This is a genomic window from Mesorhizobium sp. B2-7-1 (assembly GCF_006440735.1).
Taxonomy (GTDB): Bacteria; Pseudomonadota; Alphaproteobacteria; order Rhizobiales; family Rhizobiaceae; genus Mesorhizobium.
In genome coordinates this window covers 120414-142379 of sequence record NZ_VFUA01000001.1, presented here as the reverse complement: position 1 = coordinate 142379, position 21966 = coordinate 120414, and the positions used below count along the sequence as shown (strand labels likewise).

The 21966-nt window shown below is 64.6% G+C and carries 23 protein-coding genes; 12 read left to right on the top strand and 11 right to left on the bottom strand.

Annotated elements, in window-relative coordinates; translation table 11 throughout:
• Positions 1-18: 18 nt before the first annotated feature.
• A complete protein-coding gene (locus FJ471_RS00665; RefSeq protein ID WP_140801240.1) occupies positions 19-639 on the bottom strand; it encodes a hypothetical protein in 621 nt (206 codons plus the stop codon).
• 95 nt (positions 640-734) lie between these two features.
• On the opposite strand from FJ471_RS00665, the gene FJ471_RS00660 reads away from it, so the two are divergent.
• Both FJ471_RS00660 and FJ471_RS00655 read left to right on the top strand, forming a co-directional pair.
• Positions 735-968, top strand: a complete 234-nt coding sequence (locus FJ471_RS00660) for a DUF2093 domain-containing protein (protein WP_140801239.1) — start codon at positions 735-737, stop codon at positions 966-968.
• A 201-nt stretch (positions 969-1169) separates the two neighbouring features.
• Positions 1170-2096, top strand: coding sequence for a UDP-glucuronic acid decarboxylase family protein (locus FJ471_RS00655; RefSeq protein WP_348643320.1), 927 nt, complete (start codon positions 1170-1172; stop codon positions 2094-2096).
• Between the two features lie 59 nt (positions 2097-2155).
• Here FJ471_RS00655 and lpxK read toward each other — a convergent pair whose 3' ends face one another.
• The 6 genes from lpxK to FJ471_RS00625 all read right to left on the bottom strand — a co-directional run bounded on the left by lpxK (position 2156) and on the right by FJ471_RS00625 (position 7881).
• A complete protein-coding gene (lpxK, locus tag FJ471_RS00650) occupies positions 2156-3184 on the bottom strand; it encodes a tetraacyldisaccharide 4'-kinase (RefSeq protein WP_140801334.1) in 1029 nt (342 codons plus the stop codon).
• Positions 3185-3322: 138 nt separating this feature from the next.
• Entirely contained in the window at positions 3323-4639 is a 1317-nt protein-coding gene (gene waaA, locus FJ471_RS00645) for a lipid IV(A) 3-deoxy-D-manno-octulosonic acid transferase (protein WP_140801237.1), read from the bottom strand.
• The gene (locus FJ471_RS00640) at positions 4636-5415 is read right to left on the bottom strand and encodes a lysophospholipid acyltransferase family protein (RefSeq protein ID WP_140801236.1); all 780 of its coding nucleotides are present in this window, start codon (positions 5413-5415) and stop codon (positions 4636-4638) included. Before FJ471_RS00640 ends, waaA begins: the two co-directional genes overlap by 4 nt.
• Before the next feature lie 5 nt (positions 5416-5420).
• Entirely contained in the window at positions 5421-5666 is a 246-nt protein-coding gene (locus FJ471_RS00635; RefSeq protein WP_140801235.1) for a DUF4170 domain-containing protein, read from the bottom strand.
• A gap of 75 nt (positions 5667-5741) precedes the next feature.
• A complete protein-coding gene (locus FJ471_RS00630) occupies positions 5742-6551 on the bottom strand; it encodes a 3'(2'),5'-bisphosphate nucleotidase CysQ (RefSeq protein WP_140801234.1) in 810 nt (269 codons plus the stop codon).
• Positions 6538-7881 (bottom strand): TldD/PmbA family protein, encoded by a 1344-nt coding sequence (locus FJ471_RS00625; protein ID WP_140801233.1) that lies wholly within the window; start codon positions 7879-7881, stop codon positions 6538-6540. The genes FJ471_RS00630 and FJ471_RS00625 overlap by 14 nt, the downstream gene beginning before the upstream one ends.
• Positions 7882-8156: 275 nt before the next feature.
• On the opposite strand from FJ471_RS00625, the gene FJ471_RS00620 reads away from it, so the two are divergent.
• Positions 8157-9974: a glycosyltransferase gene (locus FJ471_RS00620; protein ID WP_140801232.1), complete on the top strand. Its 1818-nt coding sequence runs from the start codon at positions 8157-8159 to the stop codon at positions 9972-9974.
• The gene (locus FJ471_RS00615; RefSeq protein ID WP_181179038.1) at positions 9974-11062 is read left to right on the top strand and encodes a glycosyltransferase family A protein; all 1089 of its coding nucleotides are present in this window, start codon (positions 9974-9976) and stop codon (positions 11060-11062) included. Before FJ471_RS00620 ends, FJ471_RS00615 begins: the two co-directional genes overlap by 1 nt.
• Before the next feature lie 19 nt (positions 11063-11081).
• Here the strand turns inward: FJ471_RS00615 and epmA are convergent, their stop codons facing one another.
• The gene (epmA, locus tag FJ471_RS00610; protein ID WP_140801230.1) at positions 11082-12122 is read right to left on the bottom strand and encodes an EF-P lysine aminoacylase EpmA; all 1041 of its coding nucleotides are present in this window, start codon (positions 12120-12122) and stop codon (positions 11082-11084) included.
• Positions 12123-12251: 129 nt separating this feature from the next.
• On the opposite strand from epmA, the gene efp reads away from it, so the two are divergent.
• Entirely contained in the window at positions 12252-12821 is a 570-nt protein-coding gene (gene efp, locus FJ471_RS00605; protein WP_140801229.1) for an elongation factor P, read from the top strand.
• 73 nt (positions 12822-12894) lie between these two features.
• Here efp and FJ471_RS00600 read toward each other — a convergent pair whose 3' ends face one another.
• On the bottom strand, positions 12895-13560 hold the full coding sequence (locus FJ471_RS00600) for a metalloregulator ArsR/SmtB family transcription factor (RefSeq protein WP_140801228.1): 666 nt from the start codon (positions 13558-13560) through the stop codon (positions 12895-12897).
• A 111-nt stretch (positions 13561-13671) separates the two neighbouring features.
• On the opposite strand from FJ471_RS00600, the gene FJ471_RS00595 reads away from it, so the two are divergent.
• From FJ471_RS00595 to FJ471_RS00585, 3 genes are all read left to right on the top strand, one after another.
• Positions 13672-14403, top strand: coding sequence for an MBL fold metallo-hydrolase (locus FJ471_RS00595; RefSeq protein ID WP_140801227.1), 732 nt, complete (start codon positions 13672-13674; stop codon positions 14401-14403).
• Entirely contained in the window at positions 14400-15662 is a 1263-nt protein-coding gene (locus tag FJ471_RS00590) for an MFS transporter (protein ID WP_246684559.1), read from the top strand. The genes FJ471_RS00595 and FJ471_RS00590 overlap by 4 nt, the downstream gene beginning before the upstream one ends.
• Before the next feature lie 108 nt (positions 15663-15770).
• Positions 15771-16859 (top strand): acyltransferase family protein, encoded by a 1089-nt coding sequence (locus FJ471_RS00585; protein ID WP_140801225.1) that lies wholly within the window; start codon positions 15771-15773, stop codon positions 16857-16859.
• 116 nt (positions 16860-16975) lie between these two features.
• Here the strand turns inward: FJ471_RS00585 and FJ471_RS00580 are convergent, their stop codons facing one another.
• Both FJ471_RS00580 and FJ471_RS00575 read right to left on the bottom strand, forming a co-directional pair.
• Positions 16976-17626, bottom strand: a complete 651-nt coding sequence (locus FJ471_RS00580; protein ID WP_140801224.1) for a DUF5074 domain-containing protein — start codon at positions 17624-17626, stop codon at positions 16976-16978.
• Between the two features lie 31 nt (positions 17627-17657).
• Positions 17658-18878, bottom strand: coding sequence for a helix-turn-helix domain-containing protein (locus FJ471_RS00575; protein ID WP_140801223.1), 1221 nt, complete (start codon positions 18876-18878; stop codon positions 17658-17660).
• Between the two features lie 121 nt (positions 18879-18999).
• On the opposite strand from FJ471_RS00575, the gene FJ471_RS00570 reads away from it, so the two are divergent.
• The 4 genes from FJ471_RS00570 (at position 19000) to FJ471_RS00555 (ending at position 21966) form a co-directional block, all read left to right on the top strand.
• Complete coding sequence (locus FJ471_RS00570; protein WP_140801222.1) at positions 19000-19749, top strand: DUF899 family protein; 750 nt, start codon at positions 19000-19002, stop codon at positions 19747-19749.
• A gap of 105 nt (positions 19750-19854) precedes the next feature.
• Positions 19855-20091 (top strand): hypothetical protein, encoded by a 237-nt coding sequence (locus FJ471_RS00565; RefSeq protein WP_140801221.1) that lies wholly within the window; start codon positions 19855-19857, stop codon positions 20089-20091.
• A 172-nt stretch (positions 20092-20263) separates the two neighbouring features.
• Positions 20264-21286: an aminopeptidase gene (locus tag FJ471_RS00560; protein WP_140801333.1), complete on the top strand. Its 1023-nt coding sequence runs from the start codon at positions 20264-20266 to the stop codon at positions 21284-21286.
• Positions 21287-21336: 50 nt separating this feature from the next.
• Entirely contained in the window at positions 21337-21966 is a 630-nt protein-coding gene (locus tag FJ471_RS00555) for a class I SAM-dependent methyltransferase (protein WP_246684558.1), read from the top strand.

The following is a 21966-nucleotide window of genomic DNA, read 5'->3' as shown; positions in this document are numbered from 1 at the left end:
CAGCGCTGGGTTATCGGATCAGCGAAGCAGCAGAACCATGATCGTTGCCGTCACCGCCGAGACGATGGCCGTGACGACAGAGATCGTCCAAAGGGATATCGGCGCGGATTCCGATCGCGGCGCACGACCGGCCGGCCGGACCGCGGCACCGCGAGGCTGCGGCGCGTTGGCGTTGGCAGCGACCAGCACCGCGGCGGAAGCGACGGCTGGCGAAAAAGTGGACAATGCCGGCGCAAGCGCGGGCCTGGACGTATTGTCGGTAACCGCTGCCTGCGGTGAGCCGAAGCCGCGCGGAGCCTGATCGGGATCCGACGACGACCTGCCCGTCGAGGGCCTTGCCGACGCATCGTCGGCGGCGGCATCGGGCTCCATGACGGCCCGGTAGGCATCCTCGACCTCGGAGGACGAGAGGCGTTGCGATGCCTGAGCGGCCGGGCGCGGCTGCGCGCTTTGCAGCGACTGGGCCGCGATTTGCGCCGCCTGCCCCGTCGAGGGCGCCGGCGGCTGGACCAGCGTCTTGATCAAAGCCGCCACCCCCGGATCGGCCTTGGGCGACGGCACCGCCTGCGGGGTGAGCGCCTCACCGATCAGTGTGTTCAAGCGGGTCGAGGTGATGTCCATGCCGTTTCCGGAAACCATTTTGCCGCTCTGCCATACTGCATGAGCATTGCGTCAAGCTTGACGTTGCTGGCGATTTGTGGCGATTGAAACCCGATGAACTCAAGCGTCCTTTCATGATGAACCGTTTCGAAGGCCCGGGCGGCAGAGAAGCCCGGATCCGTTATCTCGACGGCGACTTCCAGGTCACCAGTCCCGGCTCTTTCGTGCGCTGCGCGGTGACAAGCGAGAACATTCCCCTCGACGAGCTCAAATATTGGAGCGTCGCCCGGCAGGAGCCCTATGTGAACGCAACGGTCTCGCTTGCCCGCGAGATCGAGATGCACCCGGAATTGCGCAAGCGGGGATAGGCCGCGCGAGGCGCGCCTTCGCATGCCGCTCACGACCCCACGCCGTCGTCTTGTGGAATCGAACCCCACGCAGGTTCGCAGCCAAATATCGGCTAATCGATCGCAGCGGCGAAAAACCCTCTTCCGATACGCGTGACAGTCTCGTGAATCCACGGCTATAGACAATGCTGTGGGTATTGGGGGATTGCAGTGAAGGTTCTTGTGACCGGCGGCGCCGGCTTTATTGGTTCGCATCTATGCGACCTGTTGTTGGCAAAAGGCCGAGACGTAACATGTCTCGATAATTTCTCGACCGGCTCGGAGGAGAACATCCGGCACCTCCTGGGCAATGTACGGTTCAGGCTGCTGAGGCACGACATCACGGTGCCTGTGCAGGCCGAGGCGGATGAAATCTTCAATCTCGCTTGCCCGGCCTCGCCTGTTCACTATCAGCGCATTCCGATCGAGACGACCAGGACCTGCGTCTATGGAGCGATCAACATGCTCGATCTTGCATGCGCTTCCGGGGCCAGGATCCTTCAGGCATCGACATCCGAAGTCTATGGCGATCCGCAAGTCCATCCTCAGACCGAGGCCTATTGGGGCCACGTCAATCCGATCGGGCCGCGCAGCTGCTACGACGAAGGCAAGAGATGCGCGGAGGCGCTGTTCTTCGACTACTGGCGCCAGTCGAAAGTGCCGATCAAGGTGGTGCGCATCTTCAACACATACGGGCCGCGCATGCACCCGTCTGATGGTCGGGTGGTCAGCAATTTCATCGTCCAGGCCCTGCGGGACGACCCCATAACCATCTACGGCGACGGAAGCCACACGCGCAGCTTCTGCTATGTCGACGACCTCGTGGACGCGATGGCCAGGATGATGGCTACCCCCGACGATTTCGTGGGCCCCCTCAACGTTGGCAACCCGACCGAAGTCACGATCCTGGAACTGGCCGAACTTGTATTGGGTATCGTCGGCGGCAAGTCCAAAATCGAGTTCAAGCCCCTCCCGCAGGACGATCCCCGCCAGCGCCAACCCGACATAGGCCTGGCGCGATCGACGCTGGACTGGTCTCCTCGCGTCGCTCTCGAAGATGGGCTCGGCGAGACGGTTCGCTACTTCCGCCGGCTGATCAACGGCAATTGACGGCGCGCGCCAGGCAGACCTGAAGACCGCTTGACGCTTTTCGGCACCACGCCCGAAGCTCAGCCCCGCATCTTGCGCAGGCGCCAGGCGTCGAGCGTCTCGTCAACGATGCGTTCGGGCACATGATCGAGCTCGAACACAGCCTCGATATCGAGCACATCCAGTTGATCGAGGAAACCGGCAGGCGTCTCGCCGTGGCGCAGCCGCGCTGCATCCTTTGCCGTGGTGACGAGGCGCAGCCCCTCCTGCCGCGCAAGCGTCAGGAGGTCGCCTAGCTCGTCCTGGGCGTAGAAATGATGGTCCGGGAAGGCTCGCGACCGAGCCACTTCGCCACCCGCGCCGCGCACCGTGTCGAAGAATTTCTCCGGATGGCCGATGCCCGCGAAGGCAAGGAAGCGGCCGCCGGCGAAGCGTGACGGGTTCGCCGGCTCGACATGCGCCAGGAAGATCGGCCGGCCGGCGCGCGCCGCCTGGCGCACGACGCCGTCGGCGGCAGCCCCCTCGCCCATCTTCAGCAGGCCGCTGGTGAAGACCAGCTGATCGACGACCCTGGCGCGGAGCGGCCCGCCCGGAACGACGCGGCCGTTGCCGATGCCGAAGCGGGCGTCGACCACGACCAGCGCATAGTCGATATGGATGTGCGCCGACTGGAAGCCGTCATCCATGATGAGGAAGTCGCAGCCATGTCCCTCGATGAGCAGCTTCGCGCCGGCGGCGCGGTTCGCCGTCACCGCGACCGGCGCATGTTCGGCCAGGAGCAGCGGCTCGTCGCCGACATGCTTGGCGGCGTCGTGATGCGCATCGACGACATGCGGCCTGGCAAACGAACCGCCATGGCCGCGCGACAGGAAGCCTGGCGTGAGCCGCATGCGCTTGGCCTGCTTGGCCAAGGCGATGGCGACCGGCGTCTTGCCGCTGCCGCCGACGGTCAGATTGCCGACGCACAGCACCGGCGCCTCGACCTTCTCGCGCGGGGCGTGGCGCATGCGGCGGCCGGCGACCAGCCCATAGACCGCCGACGCCGGCGACAGCGCGAAGACGCGCCAGTCCGGCCTTTCCCACCAGAAGGGTGGCGCTTCGCTGGTCATCGCGTGGGTTCCGCGCAATTTGATTTCGCGCATGATCCTTTCCAAAAATCGGATCCGATTTTTGGGGTCATGCGCTCTATCCCTTCGTTTTACGCAATTCCGGACGGAAAACCGTTACACACTTTTCCTGGAATTGCTTTAGCGCCCGTTTGCGCCTTTCAGGCGCGCCTTGACGACCAGGGGCTGGATATAAGGCTCCAGCGATTTCAGCGTGCGGGCAAGCGCGCCGCGCATCTCGTCGACGGTGGCAGCACCGGCCGCCATCATTTCGTGGCGCGCCGCTTCGTTGCTCAAAAGGAAATTGACGGCTCCGGTCAGCATGTCGCGGTCGCGCACCAGCTTGGCGCCACCGCTGTCGAGCAGGCGCTGATAGGCCTCGCGGAAATTCTGCACGTTGCGGCCGGCCAGCACGGCGGTTTCGAGCATTGCCGGCTCGAGCGGGTTCTGGCCACCTTCCGAAGTCAGCGAGCGGCCAACGAAAGCGATCTCGGTCAGCCTCAAATAAAGGCCCATTTCGCCGATCGTATCGCCCAGGAGGATATCGGTGTCGGGCGAGATGCGGTCGCCCTTGCTGCGCCTTGCCACCGTCAGGCCCATGCCGGAAATCTGCGCGGCAAGCGTGTCGGCGCGGTCGGGGTGACGCGGCACGATGATGGTCAAGAGGCCGTGATGGCGCTTGTGCAGGCTGGCATGGACCTCGGCGGCCACGACCTCCTCGCCGTCATGGGTCGAGATCGCCGCCCAGGTCGGGCGGTCGCCGATCTGGCGCTGCAGGGTGGCCAAAGCCCGCTCGTCGACCGGCGGCGGGTTGGTGTCGACCTTGAGGTTGCCGGAAACCGTGACCGGCCGGGCGCCGAGCGCGCGAAACCGTTCGCCGTCGACATCCGACTGGGCGATGACATGGGCGAGGTTCTCGAACAGCGCCTCGGCAACGCTGGCGCGCTTCTTCCACGAGAGGAAGGAGCGGTCCGACAGCCGGCCATTGACCAGAACCTGCGGCACATTGCGGGCGCCGAGCTCCAGGATGGTCATCGGCCAGATCTCCGATTCGGCGATGATCGCCAGTTCCGGCCGCCAGTGATCGAGGAAACGGCTTACCGCCGGCTTGAGATCGAGCGGCACATATTGGTGGATGATGCGGCCACCGAGGCGCTCGTCGGCGACTTTCGCCGAGGTCACGGTGCCGGTGGTCAACACGATGTTGACGCCATAGTCGAGGATGCTCTCGACCAGCGGCACCACCGCGATCGTCTCGCCGACGCTTGCGGCATGGATCCAGATCACCGGCCCTGCCGGCCGAGGCCGGCCGGCAACGCCATAGCGCTCGCGGCGGCGGGCGCGATCCTCCTTGCCGCGCGAGGCGCGCCAGGCGACATAGGGACCGACGAGCGGATAGGCGACCGCCCCCGCATAGCGATAGGCCGTGAGGGCGGCACGCGCCCAGCGCTCGCTCATTTGCCGCCGTCCACGAGGCGATAAGCCTCAGCCGTCGCGGCGTTCAGGGAGACCGTTACCTCCTGGCGCTTGCGCTCCATCTCGGCCTCGTCGGCATCGGCGGGCACGAAGACAGGCGGCCCCACGATGACCGCGGAGCGGCCGAAAGGCAGGTTGATGGTGGTCTTGTCCCAGCTCTTCTCCAGCACCTTGCGGCGGCTGGTGGCGATGGCCGAGGGCAGGATCGGCCGGCCGGAAAGCCTTGCCAGAAGAACGATGCCAAGCCCGGCGTCGCGCGGCGTGCCGTTCGGAATGTCGGCAATCATGGCGACGTTCTTGCCGAGGACGAGCGCCCTCTTGAGCGCGATCAAGGCCTTGGCGCCGCCTTTGTCCAAATGCCTCGAACTGTTGCGGCCGCCGGAGCCGCGCACCGCCTCGATGCCGAATTTCTCGATCATCAGCGCCTGGAGCTCGGCGTCGGCGCTGCGTGAAACCATGGCGACTAGCTGCCGGCCCTTGGGGTAATAGGCGGGGGTCAAAAGATGCTGGCCGTGCCAGAGCGCGATGATGCCGGGCTCAAGATGGGCATAAGCGCCGCCTGCTACCTGCGTCGAGCCCTCGACGAGCGGGCTGGTGATGCGAATCAGCCGCAAGAACCAGGCGAACAGGCTGGCGATGAAATTCTTGACGAAACTCGACTGCGCCAACGGCTCGCGGATGCGTCGCCAAAGGGTGCGCGTTCCACCGCGTCTGGCGGCGCGCCGCCGGGTCCCCCCTTTCACCGCTTCATGCTCCATCGACGTCAACCGCCGACCTTCGCGTCTGGATCGAGCAAACGGTGCAGATGAACAACGAAATAGCGCATATGGGCATTGTCGACACTTGCCTGCGCCTTGGCTTTCCAGGCGCCAAGCGCGGTTTGATAGTCGGGATAGATGCCGACAATGTCGAGAGAGTCGAGATCACGGAACTCGGTTCCACCCAGTTTTTTCAGCTCGCCGCCGAACACCAGGTGCAAAAGCTGCTTCTTTCCGTCTTCCGCGACCATGCCGATCCTTCGCATATTCATGAGTTTTGTGAAACGTTTAGCCCAAAGCAGCCGATTTTGGAACTGCGGGCCGACTCACCCTTGGTCAATCCCCGCGATGACCCCGGCAAGCACGCTGAGCAATTCGCCGCTGCCGGCGGCGAGCGCGCCGTGATTGATCACCTCGCCGGCGTAGCGCGGCGGCTTGCCGGCGCGGTCGAGCAGCGCGCCGCCGGCCTCGGTGAGGATGAGATCGGCGGCGGCGATGTCCCAGTCATGCGCGCTGGGCTTTACGAAGGTCGCATCGAGCTTGCCGGCGGCGATCATCGCCAGCCGATAGGCAAGCGAAGGAATGTAGGCCGTCCGGCGCAGCCGGTCCTGCCAAGCCTGCGGCATCAGGTCGACCAGCGGCCTGGGTCCGCCGATATCTACGTTCTGCCCCAGCGGACGCACGTGGATGCGCTTGTCGTTGAGATAGGCGCCCTCGCCCGGCAGCGCCCAATAGGTCTCGCTTTTGGCCGGGCATTCGAGCACGCCGGCGAGCGAGCGCCCGTCCTCGACAACGGCTACGCTGACGCACCAGGAATGCAGGCCATCGAGAAAGCCGCGCGTGCCGTCGATCGGATCGACGACGAAGGTGCGGCGAGCCGACAGCCTGGCATGATCGTCGGCGGTCTCCTCCGACAGCCAGCCATAATCCGGACGCGCCCGGAGCAAGGTCTCGCGCAGATAGGCGTCCGCCGCATGATCGGCCTCGCTCACCGGCGAGGTGCCGCCCTTCATCCACACCTGCGGGTTGTTGCCGAAATAGCCCATGGCGATGACGCCGGCCTCGCGGGCGGCATCGCGCAACAGGGCGAGGTCGTCGCGGGCCGCGCTCGAGGTCAATTGGTCAAGCGCCGGCAAGGGTCATCCCTTCGATCAGGAGCGTCGGCGCCGCCGTGCCGAAATTGCGGTCGAGATCGTTCGCCGGCACCATGTTGAGGAACATGGTCTTCAGGTTCGAGGCGATCGTCACCTCGGCCACCGGATAGGCCAGCGCGCCGTTCTCGATCCAGTAGCCGGAAGCGCCGCGGCTGTATTCGCCGGTCACCATGTCGACGCCCTGGCCGAAAACCTCGGTGACATAGAAGCCGCTCTTCAGCGACGCGATCAAATCTTCCGGCGAACGCCCGCCCGGCTCGATGGCAAGGTTGGTCGATGACGGCGAAACCGATGAGCCGCTGCGCGAGCCGCGTCCATTGGTGACGAGGCCGAGCTCGCGCGCGGCCGAGGTCGACAGGAACCAGTGGTTCAAGAGGCCCTTCTCGACCATCAGCAGCTTCTCGCCCTCGACGCCCTCGCCATCGAAGGGGCGCGAGGCCTGGCCGCGCCGCCGCAACGGCTCGTCGGTGACGGTGATCGCGGCCGACGCCACCTGCTTGCCCATCATGTCTCGCAGGAAGCTGGTCTTGCGGGCGACCGCGGCGCCGTTGATGGCGCCGGCGAGATGGCCGGCTATGCCGCGCGCGACGCGCGGATCGAACACCACGTCGACCGGGCCGGTCGCCGCCTTGCGAGCACCGAGCCGGCGCACGGCGCGCTCGCCTGCCTTGCGGCCGATATCTTGCGGCGCGTCGAGGTCGGAAAAATGCTGACGCGAAGAGAATTCGTAGTCGCGCTCCATTCCCGTGCCTTCACCGGCAATGACGCTGGCCGAGCGCGAGAAACGCGAGGCGACATATTGGCCGACAAAGCCGTGCGAGGTGGCAAGCACCAGGCCGCCCAGGCCGGCGCCGGCGCTGCTGCCCGCGGAATTGGTGACGCCCTTGACCGCCAATGCGGCCGCTTCGGCGGCAAGAGCGGCTTCCTTGAGCTGGTCGGCCGACACCTCGGTCGGGTCGAAGAGATCGAGATCGCGCAGATTGCGGGCAAGCAGCGCAGGATCGGCGAGGCCCTGGAACGGATCTTCGGGCGAGACCCTGGCCATCGCCACGGCACGCTCGGCAAGCGCCTTCGGGTCGGACGCGGCGGTGGCCGAGACGCTCGCCACGCGCTGGCCGACGAAGACGCGCAGCGACACATCCTCGCTCTCCGACGATTCGGTGCCCTCGACCTTGCCCAGCCGAACCGAGACGCCGGCCGAGCGGCCACGCACCGCCACCGCGTCGGCCGCGTCGGCGCCGGCGCGCCTGGCCGCCTCGACGAGCGCCGCGACGCGATCGGTCAATTTCGCTGCGTCGAGCTTATCGATCATCAGGTTGTTCCTGTTTGTTCACGCAGTCTGCCAAGCCGCATCCGGCCGCGTCCATCCGTGGTTGCCACCGCACCATTTGTGGATGCTCCCGCACCATCTATTGTTCCATTGCCGCTTGTGCAATGGGCGCGGGGCAATCAGGATACCGCGACCAAATCGCCCAAAAGCGACAGGAAGGGGTTCCGATCGCGGGAAGAGCGTTCACGCTCTGATGAAGGGGGTTTGGCCGCGTGCGTCAGCGCCGAGCTGATGACGCCGGGGCTAACGGGGGAAGAATGGATTACTTCGTCGACGGAGAGTTTACCTATAACTGGACCTCCCATCACCTGAAGCTTTGGGAAGAGCTTCTCGGCGACAAGGCCGATACGGCGACGGCCGTGCTCGAAATCGGCTCGTTCGAGGGCCGTTCCGCGCTGTTTTTCCTGCAGTTCCTGCCAAAGTCCCACATTACCTGCGTCGACAGCTTCCAGGGCAGCGAAGAGCATGTCGGGCCTGGTTCGAAGTATGTATCGGATATGGCCGAGGTCGAACGACGCTTCGACCGCAACCTCAAGCCTTTCGCCGGCCGGGTCGAGAAACGCAAGGGCCACTCGGTGACGATCCTGCCGGGCCTTGCCGCCGAACGCCGGCTATACGACGTGATCTATGTCGACGGCGACCATCGCGCCACAGCCACCTACAGCGATGCCCGACAGGCCTGGGACCTGCTGGACAATGACGGTGTCATGATTCTGGACGATTATCGGTGGGGACCGGATCTGCCGATGGCCAGGCGTCCCGAGGCAGGGATCGAAGCCTTCCTGAGCCAGGTCGCTGGAGAATACGAGCTGTTGCACCGGGGCGAGCAGGTCGTCATTCGCAAGAGCGGGATCGTCGCGACCAGGTCGTTCACGATTGCGGGGCGCGACATCGGCGAGCTCGCCGGTGGCGCGCTGTCGCCGCCGCTTGTCAGCTTTGTCGTCATCAACTGGAACTATGGCCGCTATGTCGGAGAGACGATCGATTCCATACGCCGGCAGGACTATCCGCATTTCGAGTGCATCGTCATCAACAACGGCTCGACCGACGACAGCGCGGAGGTGATTGCCCGGCATATCGAAGGTGATCCGCGTTTCCGGATGGAAACGCTGGCGCAGAACCATGGCCAGCTCGGCGCCGCCCTTTGGGCGCTGGACAAGGTGAATGGCGGGTTCGTCACCTTCGTGGACGCGGACGACGTGCTGTTCGACAATTACGCTTCGATGCACGTGCAGGTGCATATGGCGCTGCAACGCAGCGTCGGCTTCACGTCGGCCAATGTGGCCGAGATGGATTCGACGGGCAAAGCCCTGACGGCCTCGTACCAGCAACTCCGGCTGAACAAACCGGATGCGCAACGCGGCCTTCGAGGCGAGCAGGCGGTATTGCGGCTGCCGACGGTCTCCCCGTCGCAATACCGGCTCCTCGACGCCAGCAGCGCGACCATACCGCGATGGCACACCGGCTGGTTCTGGGCGCCGGGCACCGCCAACATGTTCCGCACCGCGGTGCTGCGTCTGTTGCGATTGGACGACGGCAGCAACCCGCGGATGACGTCGGCGGATGGTTATTTCAATAGGATCTGCCACGCAGTTGCCGGCAGCGCGCTCATCGATATGCCCCTGTCGGGCTATCGTCTGCATTCAAGCAACTACTTTGCGGCTGGCGAAAGCATCGAGGGCATACGCGGAGGAACAAGAAGCTACGCGGCCAACTCGCAGAAATTCACATATGAAAGCGTGAGGTTCCTGATTGGGCAGAGCGATCGTTTCGACTGGCTGCTGGGAGCAGAATTCTGGCCGGTTGTCGATAGAATCACGGGCGAGAGCGGGGCCGCTTTGCGCGACTATTTCAGGAATGAGCTCGCGGTTGAAATTTTCAGGCAAAACGCGCCACAGCTGAGGTCTGTTTTCGGCGACGAGAGATTTCGCAAGGAGATCACCAACCGTTTTTCCGGCGCACAGGCCAGGTTGATCCTGCGGGCCGGTTTCGGAGGCCGAATTCCGCTGCGCCACCTTCACAAGTCGGTGTCGCGTGACGTCCGCGCTTTTCTGAGGATAGGACAGAAGCGATAGTGGCCGCGCCGAAGATCAGCTTCCTCATCATCAACTACAATTACGGCCGGTATGTCGGCCAAGCGATATCGAGCGTCCTGTCGCAAACTTATGACGACTTCGAATGCCTTGTCGTCGACAACGCCTCGACCGATGACAGCCGCGACGTCATCGCGAGGTTCGAGGATACCGACCCAAGGCTGGCGTTCGAATATCTGGATAGCAACCTGCACCAGATGGGCGCTTTCCTTCACGTCTTGGATCGCCTGGCGGGGGAATTGGTCTGCATCGTGGACGCCGACGATTTCCTGTTCGCGACCTTCGCAGCCTTTCACGCCCAGCTTCATTGCGACTGCCCGGCGATCGCCGCAACATCGAGCGGCGTTCTTGAAACCGACCATGCCGGGCGGCCGCTGTCTTCTGGTTTTGCATGGTTGCTGCATCGCAGAGCGGGCAAGCCTTTCGATCCCGGTGGTTCAAATTCAGATCACATGATTCTGGAACGGCGAGAGCGCGAGTTGCTCTGGCAGCAATCCACGGTGATAGAACCTCACGAGCCCGGCTGGCACTGGTCTCCCGGAACGGCGAACATGTACAAGCGGCACTATCTCGTCCGATGCAAGCCAACCCGGGCCGTTGTCGGCAATGCAGCGACCGACAACTATTTCATGCCGTTCGTGCATGCCTTGGCTGGTTCGGCCTGCATAGACCTTCCGCTTTCGGCCTACCGGATTCACGGAAGCAACGTGCACGGCGCACAACCCTCAATGCCGGAGCTGAGGACATTCAGCAAAGCCGCCCACCAGCGTTCGCGCGCGCGGCGAAGCGCTATCGTGCGCGAACTGGCTTCACGTGCCCGGGATTTTGTCTCGACCCATGGACGTGCTTTCTGGACCCTGATGGATGCCCCGAGCGCGCCGGACGGGGTTCCGTTGAACGCATTTTTCAACGACCCCGCAATTCAGGATATCTTGAACGATCATTTCGACGAGATCCTGGCGGCTTGCGGGGAAGCCGAGACACGCGAGGCGCTGCGCGCCCGTATGGGGCGCAAAGGTTACAAACACTTCCTGGCCTTGCAGGGTCAGAGAAAATCCCGACCGGACTGAAGGGCCAACGCAGCCGAGGTCACGCCACCGGCGCCCAGATCACGTCGTCGATCCTTGTTGCCCCCGTCGCCAGCATCACCAGCCGATCGAAACCCAGCGCCGAGCCGCTTGCCTGCGGCATGATGGCCAACGCGGCGAGAAAGTCCTCGTCCAGCGGATAGCGCTCGCCATAGACGCGTTCTTTCTCGTCCATCTCGGCGGTAAAGCGGCGGCGCTGTTCGGCCGCATCGGTAAGCTCGCCGAAGGCGTTGGCAAGCTCGACGCCGCAGCAATAGAGTTCGAAGCGCTCCGCGACGCGCGGGTCCTCGGCGCTCGGCCGGGCGAGCGCCGCCTCGGAAATGGGATAGCCGTAGAGAATGGTCGCCCGCCCCTGCCCCAGCACGGGTTCCACTTTTTCCACCATCACACGGCTGAACAGATCGGCCCAATTGTCGTCTGGCGCGGTGCGCAGGCCGGCCCGGACCAGCGCCGCGTGAAGCCCGTCGCGATCCGTGCCGCCGTCGGCGGAGACGGTCGCCAGCAAATCGATGCCGGCGTATCGGGTAAAGGCCTCCGCCACGCTCAGCCGTTCCGGCCCGGCGAAGGGGTCGGCCTCGCGGCCGCGAAAACGGAAACTCTTGGCGCCGGCCCTTTCTGCGGCGAGCGCCAGGAATTCGGCGCAGTCATCCATCAGGCGCTCGTAAGGTTCGCCAACGCGATACCATTCGAGCATGGTGAACTCGGGGTGGTGCAGCGGCCCGCGCTCGCGGTTGCGCCAGACAGGGCCGAGGCTGAAGATGCGCTCCTCGCCGGCGGCAAGCAGCTTCTTGCAGGCGAATTCCGGCGAGGTGTGGAGATAGAGCGGCCGGCGCGATGTGTCGGGGCCGATCGCCTCTGTGGCAAAGGCGGCAAGATGCGCCTCGTTGCCCGGCGAAACCTGCAGCGCCGAGGTCGTCACCTCGATGAAATCGCGTGTCCCGAACCAGCCGCGGAGCGCCGTGGCGATGGCATTGCGTGCCATCAGACGCGGCCGGCGGTCGGCATGGACATGCGGCGTCCACCAGGGCGAAGCGGCTGTCATGGGCAGGAAAATAGCGCGAAAGGCTGGCGGTTCGGCGCAAGATGCGCTACGGCGCACGCGATGGCCGTCGTCGCCGCTTCGCGGAAATCGACGCTTGCAGGCCGAAAAACTCGAACGGGATCGAATATCGTGGTCAAGGTCATCGCCAGCTCCTTACGCAAAGGCAACGTCGTCGATAAGGACGGCAAGCTCTATGTCATCCTCTTTGCCGAAAACATCCACCCTGGCAAGGGCACGCCGGTGACCCAGCTCGACATGCGCCGCATCGGCGACGGGGTGAAGGTGTCGGAACGCTACCGCACGACCGAAATGGTCGAGCGCGCCTATGTCGAGGAGCGTGAGCACACCTTCCTCTATTCCGACGGCGAAGGTTTTCACTTCATGAACCCGGAAAGCTACGACCAAGTCGTGGCCTCGGAAGGCGTGGTCGGCGACTTCGCGCCCTATCTGCAGGAAGGCATGGCCGTGCAGCTGGCGCAGTTCAACGACGTGCCGATCTCATTGGTGCTGCCGCAGCGCGCCACCTTCGAGGTTGTCGAGACCGAGCCGGTCACCAAGGGCCAGACGGCGTCTTCCTCCTACAAGCCGGCCGTGCTTTCGAACGGCGTGCGCACGACCGTGCCGCCGCACATCTCCACTGGCACGCGCGTGGTGGTGATGACCGCCGACGGTTCTTACGTCGAGCGCGCCAAGGACTGAGATTTTAGGGCCATCCTTGCGACGGCCCGCCTCAAACAGGCGGGCCGTTTGCTATTCCAAGCATAACCCGCAGTCAGGCGGCCATTTCCACCGGCAGGCCGGCGGCCTTCCATTCCGGCAGGCCGTCCTCGAGGCGCCGCGCGGAATAGCCAAGCGAACGCAGGGCCGCGACCGCTTCGAACGACATCACGCACCACGGGCCGCGGCAATAGGCGACGACTTCGCGGTCGGGAGCGGCGTCGGCGGACCAGGTCTTGATTTCGCCCAGCGGGACATTGATCGCGCCTGGCACATGGCCGAGCGCGAATTCGTCCGGCGGGCGGACGTCGATCAGCGTCACAAGGCCATCGCGCATCAGCGTCTGAAGCTCGTCACGCGTGACCGGCCGCATATCGTCGCGCGCGTCGAAATAGCCGCGCACGATGCGATCGACCTCGGCGAGTTGCCGCTCGGCGAGGCCGCGCACCGCGGCTACGGCCGACAGCACGCTCGCATCGGCCAGTGAATAATGCACGAACTTGCCGTCGCGCTCGGCCGAGACGATGCCGGCGCGGCGCAGCGCCTGCAAATGCTGGGAGATGTTGGCGACCGGCTGGCCGAGCTTCGCCGCGAGCGCCTCGACGCTGCGGGCGCCCTGCGCCAGATGCTCGATCATTTCCAGGCGCAACGGGTGCCCGAACGCCTTGGCGACGATTGCGAACTGTTCGTAGAGCGCCTGCTTCGGATTGCGGATTGACATCGGCCTTTCTGCGACGCATCGTCATTCAATAGAATAATTGAATGACAGTTTCGACTTGCTGTCAAGCCGGGCGGCTCGCTCGGCGCGGTTTGTCCGTTCGGAGGGAAGGCAATGATTCTGAGGCAGTTCCTGCACACCGACCCGGTTGCCGCCTCCTATCTGTTCGGCTGCGGCGGCAAGGCTTGCGCGGCGGTCGTCGATCCGGTCGGCGACATCGCGCCCTATGTCGAGGCGGCGCGCGCGACCGGCATGCGCATCCTCTATGTCGTCGACACGCATGTCCATGCCGACCATATCTCGGCCGGGCGCTCGCTGGCCGAGGCGACCGGCGCCGACTATGTGCTGTTCGAAGGAGCCCAGGCAGGCTTCCCGTTCCGGCGCGTGAAGGACGGCGAGGTGCTGGAGCTCGGCAATGTCACGGCGACGGTGATGCATACACCCGGCCACACGCCGGAGCATCTGAGCCTTTTGGTCACCGACCGGACGCGGTCGTCCGAACCCTGGTTCGTGCTCACCGGGCACACGCTGATGGTCGGCGACCTCGGCCGCACCGAGCTTGCCTCCAGCGCCGAGGACGGGGCGCGCGCGCTCTTCGCCAGCGCGCGCCGGCTGAAGGAGTTGTCCGACCATATCGAGGTGCTGCCCGGCGCCTATTCGGGCTCGGTCTGCGGCCGCTCCCTGAGCGGCAAGCCGACATCGACGATCGGTTTCGAGCGGCGCTTCAACAAGGCCTTCCGCATCGAGGACGAGGGTGAGTTCGTCGCCGCCATGACCGCCGACATCCCTCCCCCGCCGCCGGAGGCCGCCCGGATCCGGGCCATCAACGCCGGAGCGAAATCTTGAGCGCAGCGGCGCCCGCCGTCGCGCTTGGCCTCAAGGCCAACTGGAAGCAGTTTTCGCTCCTGGTGCTGATCAACGCCTTCGTCGGCGGCATGGTCGGCATCGAGCGGACCGTGGTGCCGCTGATCGGCGCGGAAGAATTCGGTGTCGCCTCGACCACGCTCGTCGCCTCCTTCATCGTCAGCTTCGGTGTGGTCAAGGCCTGCGCCAACCTTATATCCGGCCAGCTCGCCGACACATGGGGACGCAAGCGCGTGCTGATCCTGGGCTGGCTGTTCGGCCTGCCGGTGCCGTTCATCATCATCTCAGCGCCGAGTTGGGGCTGGATCGTCGCCGCCAACGCGCTGCTCGGCATCAACCAGGGGTTCGCCTGGTCGATGACGGTGATCATGAAGATCGACCTGGTCGGGCCGAAATCGCGCGGGCTGGCCGTCGGGCTCAACGAATTCGCCGGCTATCTCGCCGTCGGCGTCACCGCTTTCCTCACCGGCTATCTGGCGAGCCGCTACGGCTTTCGTCCGGTGCCGATCTATCTCGGCGTCGGCTATGCGATCCTCGGCGCCGCGCTGTCGATCCTGCTCGTGCGCGACACGCGCGAGCATGTCCGGCAGGAACTGGCGAACCATCCAAAAGAGGCTTCGCCGCTCAGCTTCCGCGAGATCTTCATGCTGACCTCGTTCGGGGATCGCAACCTGTTCGCCGCCTCGCAGGCCGGCCTGGTGAACAATCTGAACGACGGCATGAGCTGGGGGCTGTTTCCGCTCTTCTTCGTCGCCAATGGGCTGGGCGTCGAGCGCATCGGCATCCTCAAGGCGGTCTATCCGGCGGTGTGGGGCATCTTCCAGGTCGCGACCGGGCCATTGAGCGACCGGTGGGGCCGCAAGGGGCTGATCGTCGCCGGCATGTGGGTGCAGGCGGCGGGGCTTCTCACCACCGCCATGACGCGCGATTTCGGCTGGTGGCTGCTGGGGAGCCTGCTGCTCGGCCTCGGCACGGCGATGGTCTATCCGAGCCTGATCGCGGCGGTGTCGGACGCATCGCACCCCTCCTGGCGGGCGCGCTCGCTCAGCGTCTATCGCTTCTGGCGCGATCTCGGTTATGCGATTGGCGCCCTCGCCGCGGGCCTGATCGCCGACTTCTTCGGCTTCTCCGCGGCGATCGTGGCGATCGCGGCGCTGACCTTCCTGTCGGGCGCGATCGTGGCGATAGCGATGCGCGAGACACCTTCCGCCGCCGTGGTTCCGACATCAGCCGACAGTTGAGACCGGTTCCGAGACGGAGTGCCGCGTTTACGTTAATGGAAGCTTGATGCTGCGCGGGATTTGCGTGTCCGCTACAATCGCGGCAGTTGAATTTCCTCGAGATCGCGTATGAGCAACCCGAACCGCATGCCGTGGGTGGACACGGCAAAAGGCCTTTCCATCATCCTGGTGGTGATGATGTATTCGGCCTACAACACCGGTGAATACACCGGCGGCGTCGGCTTCCTGCATTATGTCATCGGCTTTGCGACCCCCTTCCGCATGCCGGAGTTCTTCCTGATCTCGGGCCTGTTCCTGTCGCAGGTGATCGACCGGCCATGGCGGCGCTATGTCGACCGGCGCGTCGTCCACTATCTCTATTTCTACGTGCTGTGGGCGGTCATCTCGATCGGGCTGAAGATCGGCATCTTCAGCGGCGATCCGACCGGAATGCTGCACGACCTCGCAATGGCCGCCGTCCAGCCCTATGGCGTCCTGTGGTTCATCTACATGCTTGCGGTGTTCGGCATCGTCATACGCATACTGCGCGAATTCAAAGTGCCGCACTGGATCGTCATCTTGGCTGCCGCCGCGCTGCAGATGTGGGCGCCGAAACCGGACAGCTACGCGCTTGAGCAGTTCGCGGCCTATTTCGTGTTCTTCTATCTCGGCTTCGTCCTGGCGCCGCTGATATTCCGGCTGGTCGAATGGACACAGACTTGCCCGGCGATCGCCGTTGCGGGCCTGCTCGCCTGGGCGCTCGCCAACGGCCTGCTCGTCTATTCGCCGGGCTATGCCGTGCAGCCGGTCGGGATGCAGATGGGCCTGGCGGCATGGCCGCCGCTGCATCTGATGCTAGCCGTCGCCGGCGCGGTGGCGCTTTGCGTGGCCGGCAGCTTCCTGTCGAAGTTCGCCTCGATGGAATGGCTACGGTGGCTCGGCGAGCATTCGCTGGTCGTCTATGTCGCCTTCACCATACCGATGTCGATCTTCCGCGGTGTCATGCTGGCAAGCGGCCTCCTGACCGACACCGGCATGCTGAGCTTCGCGGTGTTGCTCGTCTCGATCATCAGCCCGGTGGTGCTCTATTTCATCGTCAAGCGCATCGGCTTCGGCACCTTCCTGTTCGAGCGGCCGGCCTGGGCCCATATGGACAGGCCGAATGCCGCGAAGGCCTCCAACAAGCCGATGACGCGGCCGGCGCGCGAAGCGGCCTGATCGGGCCGCCCTTCCACCAGTCCTTACTTGCCGGTGCTAGGTGTGTTTCACCGTTTCACGGAAACGGCGAAACGCCCTATCTCCTTGTTTTTACGCAATTCCGGACGGAAAACCGCTCACACTTTTCCTGGAATTGCTCTATGGCCCGGACGCCGCGCGGCCTTGATCTTGCCGCTGCTGCCGCCACCGCAAAAGAAGCAGCCACCGCCGTCGGATTCCAGCCCCGACACGCCGGAGGGCATCGCCAATTCCTGCAGCACATCGCCTGTGTCGGGATCGACGCGCACCAGATCGCCGTCCTCGCCCTCCCAGGTGGCATGCCAGAGCTCGCCATCGACCCAGGTGACGCCGGTAACGACGCGCTTCGATTCGATCGTGCGGATCACCTTGCCCGTTTCAGGATCAATCTGATGGATTTTATGTGCCCGGTATTCGCCGACCCAAAGCGAACCCTCGGCCCAGGCGAGCCCCGAGTCACCCCCGTTGCCGGGGGCGGGAATGGTTGCGATGACCTTGCCGATCTTCGGGTCCACCTTGTGGATGCGATCTTCGGCAATCTGGTAGAGATACTGGCCGTCGAAGGCAGTACCGGCATGCGAGGCGACATCGATCGTACGCACGATCATGCCGCTATCCGGATCGAGCGCGTTCAGCTTGTCGCCGCTGGCGAACCAGACGTTTTCGCCGTCATAGGTAACGCCGTTGACGCGCTCGACGCCGGGGAACGGTCCGTATTCACGCAGGATCTCGGCAGCGGCTCGTTTCATTTTCAATCTCCATTCGAACAATGGCCGCACACTAGTCGGTCGGCAGCGGACCCGGGAGTAACAAGACAGTCGGGAATACGGTCACCGGCGGCATCATCCAGCGGCGCGCCCGGCCGCGCCCGACCGCCTGCACCTTGTGTTGCGACGACAATTCCTCCAACGCCCGCTGGACGGTGCGCGCGCTGGCGCCAAGCGCGATCGCCAGCGCCGAGCTCGACCAGGACTCACCATCGGTCAGGAAGGCGAGCACCGCGCCGTGCTCCTCCTCGACCGGCGGCGCCAGCACGACGACCTCGGCGGCCTTCAGCGGCGTCAGCGTAAAACCGGCGGCCGTTGCATTGATCTCGGCCACTGAGGCGAGCTCAGCGCGCAACCGCCCCATCTCGACCCTGAGCCGCGCGCGATGCGATTCATCGGCATGCCTTGCCCGGAAGGTGCGCCTCAGCAGCGTTTCGCGCGATGCGTCGGCCGGCCATGCCTCGGCAAGCGTGCGCGCCAGCGCAAACAGCACCGGACGGGTCGCCAGCGAAACGACTGCGTTGGCTTGGCGAACGACGTTGCGGCAGGCATCGACGACGATCGCGCCCGAACCCAGCAGCGCTTCGACCTCGTCGAGCAGCAGTTCCTTCTCCGCGCCGCGCGCGATCAGCCGTCCGACCGGCGTGTTCAGCACCAGGGACGCCGCCTCGACTTCGGCCCGCAAGGCAGGGATGTTGGCCTCGTAGGCGGCGAGCGATGCCCGGCCGAAGGCCGAGCGCGCCGCCTTGGTCCTGAGGCGACGGACGGCGATGCCGGCCGCGGCCAATTCATGCGCGACGCGCGCGACCGGCGGCAGCGGCGCCGGATCGAAATCCGCCAGCAGGCGTTCTGCCTCGTCGAGCCGGCCGATCAGGATCAGTCGGCGCGCCTCGAGGCTGCCGGCATAGGCAGCGTTCAGCCGGTCGCCATGCGCGGCGAGCGTCGCGCGGGCGGATCGCAAGGCCTTCTCCGGCCAGCCGAGGTCGCGTGACACCAACGCGATCTCGGCCTCGGCGACGACGCAACGGGCGCGGGCCACGGCTTCCCTCGGGCTGAAGGCGCGGGCGGCATCCTTCAGCAGCACCTTGGCCTTGGCGAAGTCGCCGAGCTGCGCCATCGCGATGCCGCGCAACGCCAGCGCCGGCGCGTCGTCGCGCAGCGCGACGCGCTTCAAAGCGCCGAGCGGATCGCCAGCGGCGAGCGCGCGGCCGGCGGCATTGATCAGCGAGTCCATGCCATCGCCTCAGGGGCTGCCGCAGCAAATCGCGTCACACTTGTAACTCTCACCATCGAAGCGTGCGGCCCTATGTCTGTCCTCGTCACCCCCAACCAAACCCAAGAACGGGACAAGAGCAATGACCCAACACATGAAGACACCGCCGGTCGTTTCGCAGGAAGCGTGGGAAGGCGCGTATGAAGAGATGCTGGTGAAGGAAAAGACCCTGACCCGCGCCCGCGACGCTTTGGCCGCCGAACGCCGCCGCATGCCGTGGATGGAAGTCAAGAAGGACTATGTTTTCGAAGGCCCGAACGGCAAGGTGAGCCTGCTCGACCTCTTCGCAGGCCGCCGCCAGCTCGTCGTCTACCGCGCCTTCTTCGAGCCCGGCGTCTTTGGTTGGCCGGAGCACGCCTGCCGCGGCTGCTCGCTCGGTGCCGACCAGGTCGGCAACCTCGCCCATCTCAACGCCCGCGACACCACGCTCGCCTATGCCTCGCGCGCACCGCAGGCCGACATCCAGCGGGTGAAGGAACGGATGGACTGGAAGATGCCCTGGTACACCATCACCGACAGCTGGGATAAGGATTTCGGCGTCGACGAATGGCACGGCCACAACGTCTTCATCCATGACGGCAAGCGCATCTTCCGCACCTATTTCGTCAACAACCGCGGCGACGAAGCGTTTGGCACGGTCTGGAGCTACCTCGACATCACGCCGCTCGGCCGCCAGGAGGTGTGGGAGGATTCGCCCGAGGGTTATCCGCAGACCCAGACCTACAAATGGTGGAACTGGCACGACAATTACGAAGCAGGCGCCGCTCCCGACCAGAGATGGGTCGAGGTGTCGGATGCCGGCGAAGCGGCGTTCCGCAACAAGAACGCCTGATCATGAAGCGGAACCGGCGGCACAAACCGAGCGCCGCCGGCCCGATCCCGCTACGCCCTTGTTCCCAAGGGCTTGAAAGCCTGATCGCTCCAGAAGGTGGATATCATGAATATCGACTCCCCTCGCCCGGCCGGCCTGAGCGGCTTCGGCCTCGCCGACTGGCTGTGCCTCGCCGCGGCGCCGACCTTTGCAACGATGGCGATGCTGACGGCTGCTTATGGCGGCCACGACATGATGTGCATGTCGGGCGCCTCGGTGCTCAGCGGCATGGTGCCGATGTATCTGTTGATGGCTGCCTTCCACCTTGCTCCCTGGCTGCGGCTGGTGGCGAGGCGGGATTGAGATCTTCATCGAGCGCTGAGAAATCGAAAATCCGGCCCGCTGCCCTCCAGGTCTTGACGAAATAGGCGCGCCCGTTTGAGACATGGAGCAATGGAGAGATTTGCTCCATGGGAGATGAGCGGGCGGTGACCTGGCTTTGAAGCGCGTTTTTCGATTGCTTGCCGCTGCGATCATGGCGTCCGGTATGACCGGATGCACCAGCATTGCCTACTATGCGCAGTCATTGGAGGGCCATGTCGAGATCATGGCGGCGCGCAAGAATGTTACGAAGCTGATCGGTGATCCCTCGACGCCGGAGCCGTTGCGCGCCAAGCTGACGTCGGCCAGCGCCATACGCCGCTTTGCGACGGAAGAGCTGGCGCTGCCCGACAACAGCAGCTACCGCAGCTATGTCGACGTCGGTCGGAACGATGTGACCCTGGCGGTCTTTGCCGCGCCGCAATTCTCTCTCGCCCCGATAACGTGGTGCTTTCCGGTGTTCGGCTGCGTTCCCTACAAGGGCTATTTTTCGCGCAAAGACGCGCTCGAAAATGCCGCTGCGTTGCAGCGACGAGGGCTGGACGTCTATGTGACGGGCATCACGGCCTATTCCACACTGGGCTGGTTCAGCGACCCGCTGCTCAGCACCATGCTGCGTCAGAACGACACCTACCTCGCAAGCCTTGTTTTCCATGAGCTGGCGCATCAGAAGGTCTATGTGAACGGCGACTCCGCGTTCAACGAGGCTTTCGCTGTTTCCGTCGAAACCACCGGCACGCGGAGATGGCTGCGCGCCACCGGCAATCGCGCCGGATTGCGCGCCTACGAAGCCGATCGCAAGCGCAAGGCGGATTTTCTCGGACTGATCGCGAAAACCCGGGACGAGTTGAGCCAGGTCTATGGAAGCCCGCGCAGCCCGGAGCAGATGGCGGCCGCCAAAGCCGCCACGATCGACAAGCTGCGGATGCGCTACCGGAAAATGCGCGACAGGCGATGGGCAGGATACCGCGGATACGACGCCTGGTTCGATAGCCCCATCAACAACGCAAAGCTTGCCGCGACCGCCGTCTACGGCCAAGAGGTTCCGGCGTTCCTTCGCTTGTTCGACCTGTGCTCCGGCGACTATCCGAGGTTCTACGCCTCTGTGCGACGGATCGGAAATTTGCCCGCACCTTCCCGGGCCGAAGCGCTCAAGACCGCGGCTGCGTGTAACTGACGATGCAAGGAATTCCGGAGGCCGCGCGGCTAATGTTGGACAATTACGAGGTGGACAGGTTCGGCGTGATCCACCAGATCGACTTCGCACCGATTAAGTACGACAAGAAATACATCTCCTATTATGAGGACCTGAGCGACCGGACCATAAAGCTCGGCTACCAGCGGCTTGGCTGGGTGCTGGGGATCACGGGTGAGATTCCTCGGTCCGTGCTGGAAATCGGATATGGCACGGGCACATTCATCGAAGCCGCCAAAATAACCGGCGTCGCCGATTGCGCAGGCTGCGATATCGCTGAATTCCCCTTGCCCAAGGGCGTCAGCTTCGTCGACTGGGATCAGGCGCTCGCCGGCACGTGGGACCTCGTCGCCATGTTCGACGTGCTCGAGCACATCCCCGGTCTTGATTTCCTCTCCCGCCTTCAGACCCGCCACCTGGCCATCGCCGTCCCTTATTGCCGCTGGCGCGAACTCGGCGCCGACGGCGACACATGGTTCGCCAAGTGGCGCATGCGCCTGCCCAACGAACACCTGCATCATTTCGACCGCGACTCGCTGGTTGCGCTCCTCGCGCATCACGGCTTCGAATGCGTGACGCTGAACTGCTTCGAGGACGGGATCAGGCTGAGGCCGGGCGAAGCAGGTCCGAACATTCTGTCGGGCTTCTTCAGGAAGCTGTAG

Bases quoted from the DNA above. Each gene is read 5' to 3' on its own strand.
- epmA (WP_140801230.1), bottom strand. From the start codon at position 12,122: ATGACAGCCGCTTCGCCCTGGTGGACGCCGCATGTCCATGCCGACCGC.
- FJ471_RS00570 (WP_140801222.1), top strand. From the start codon at position 19,000: ATGACCCAACACATGAAGACACCGCCGGTCGTTTCGCAGGAAGCGTGG.
- FJ471_RS00625 (WP_140801233.1), bottom strand. From the start codon at position 7,881: ATGATCGATAAGCTCGACGCAGCGAAATTGACCGATCGCGTCGCGGCG.
- FJ471_RS00600 (WP_140801228.1), bottom strand. From the start codon at position 13,560: ATGTCAATCCGCAATCCGAAGCAGGCGCTCTACGAACAGTTCGCAATC.
- FJ471_RS00620 (WP_140801232.1), top strand. From the start codon at position 8,157: ATGGATTACTTCGTCGACGGAGAGTTTACCTATAACTGGACCTCCCAT.
- FJ471_RS00585 (WP_140801225.1), top strand. From the start codon at position 15,771: ATGAGCAACCCGAACCGCATGCCGTGGGTGGACACGGCAAAAGGCCTT.
- waaA (WP_140801237.1), bottom strand. From the start codon at position 4,639: ATGAGCGAGCGCTGGGCGCGTGCCGCCCTCACGGCCTATCGCTATGCG.
- FJ471_RS00660 (WP_140801239.1), top strand. From the start codon at position 735: ATGATGAACCGTTTCGAAGGCCCGGGCGGCAGAGAAGCCCGGATCCGT.
- FJ471_RS00595 (WP_140801227.1), top strand. From the start codon at position 13,672: ATGATTCTGAGGCAGTTCCTGCACACCGACCCGGTTGCCGCCTCCTAT.
- FJ471_RS00665 (WP_140801240.1), bottom strand. From the start codon at position 639: ATGGTTTCCGGAAACGGCATGGACATCACCTCGACCCGCTTGAACACA.
- FJ471_RS00575 (WP_140801223.1), bottom strand. From the start codon at position 18,878: ATGGACTCGCTGATCAATGCCGCCGGCCGCGCGCTCGCCGCTGGCGAT.
- FJ471_RS00565 (WP_140801221.1), top strand. From the start codon at position 19,855: ATGAATATCGACTCCCCTCGCCCGGCCGGCCTGAGCGGCTTCGGCCTC.
- FJ471_RS00640 (WP_140801236.1), bottom strand. From the start codon at position 5,415: ATGGAGCATGAAGCGGTGAAAGGGGGGACCCGGCGGCGCGCCGCCAGA.
- lpxK (WP_140801334.1), bottom strand. From the start codon at position 3,184: ATGACCAGCGAAGCGCCACCCTTCTGGTGGGAAAGGCCGGACTGGCGC.
- FJ471_RS00580 (WP_140801224.1), bottom strand. From the start codon at position 17,626: ATGAAACGAGCCGCTGCCGAGATCCTGCGTGAATACGGACCGTTCCCC.
- FJ471_RS00635 (WP_140801235.1), bottom strand. From the start codon at position 5,666: ATGGTCGCGGAAGACGGAAAGAAGCAGCTTTTGCACCTGGTGTTCGGC.
- FJ471_RS00560 (WP_140801333.1), top strand. From the start codon at position 20,264: ATGGCGTCCGGTATGACCGGATGCACCAGCATTGCCTACTATGCGCAG.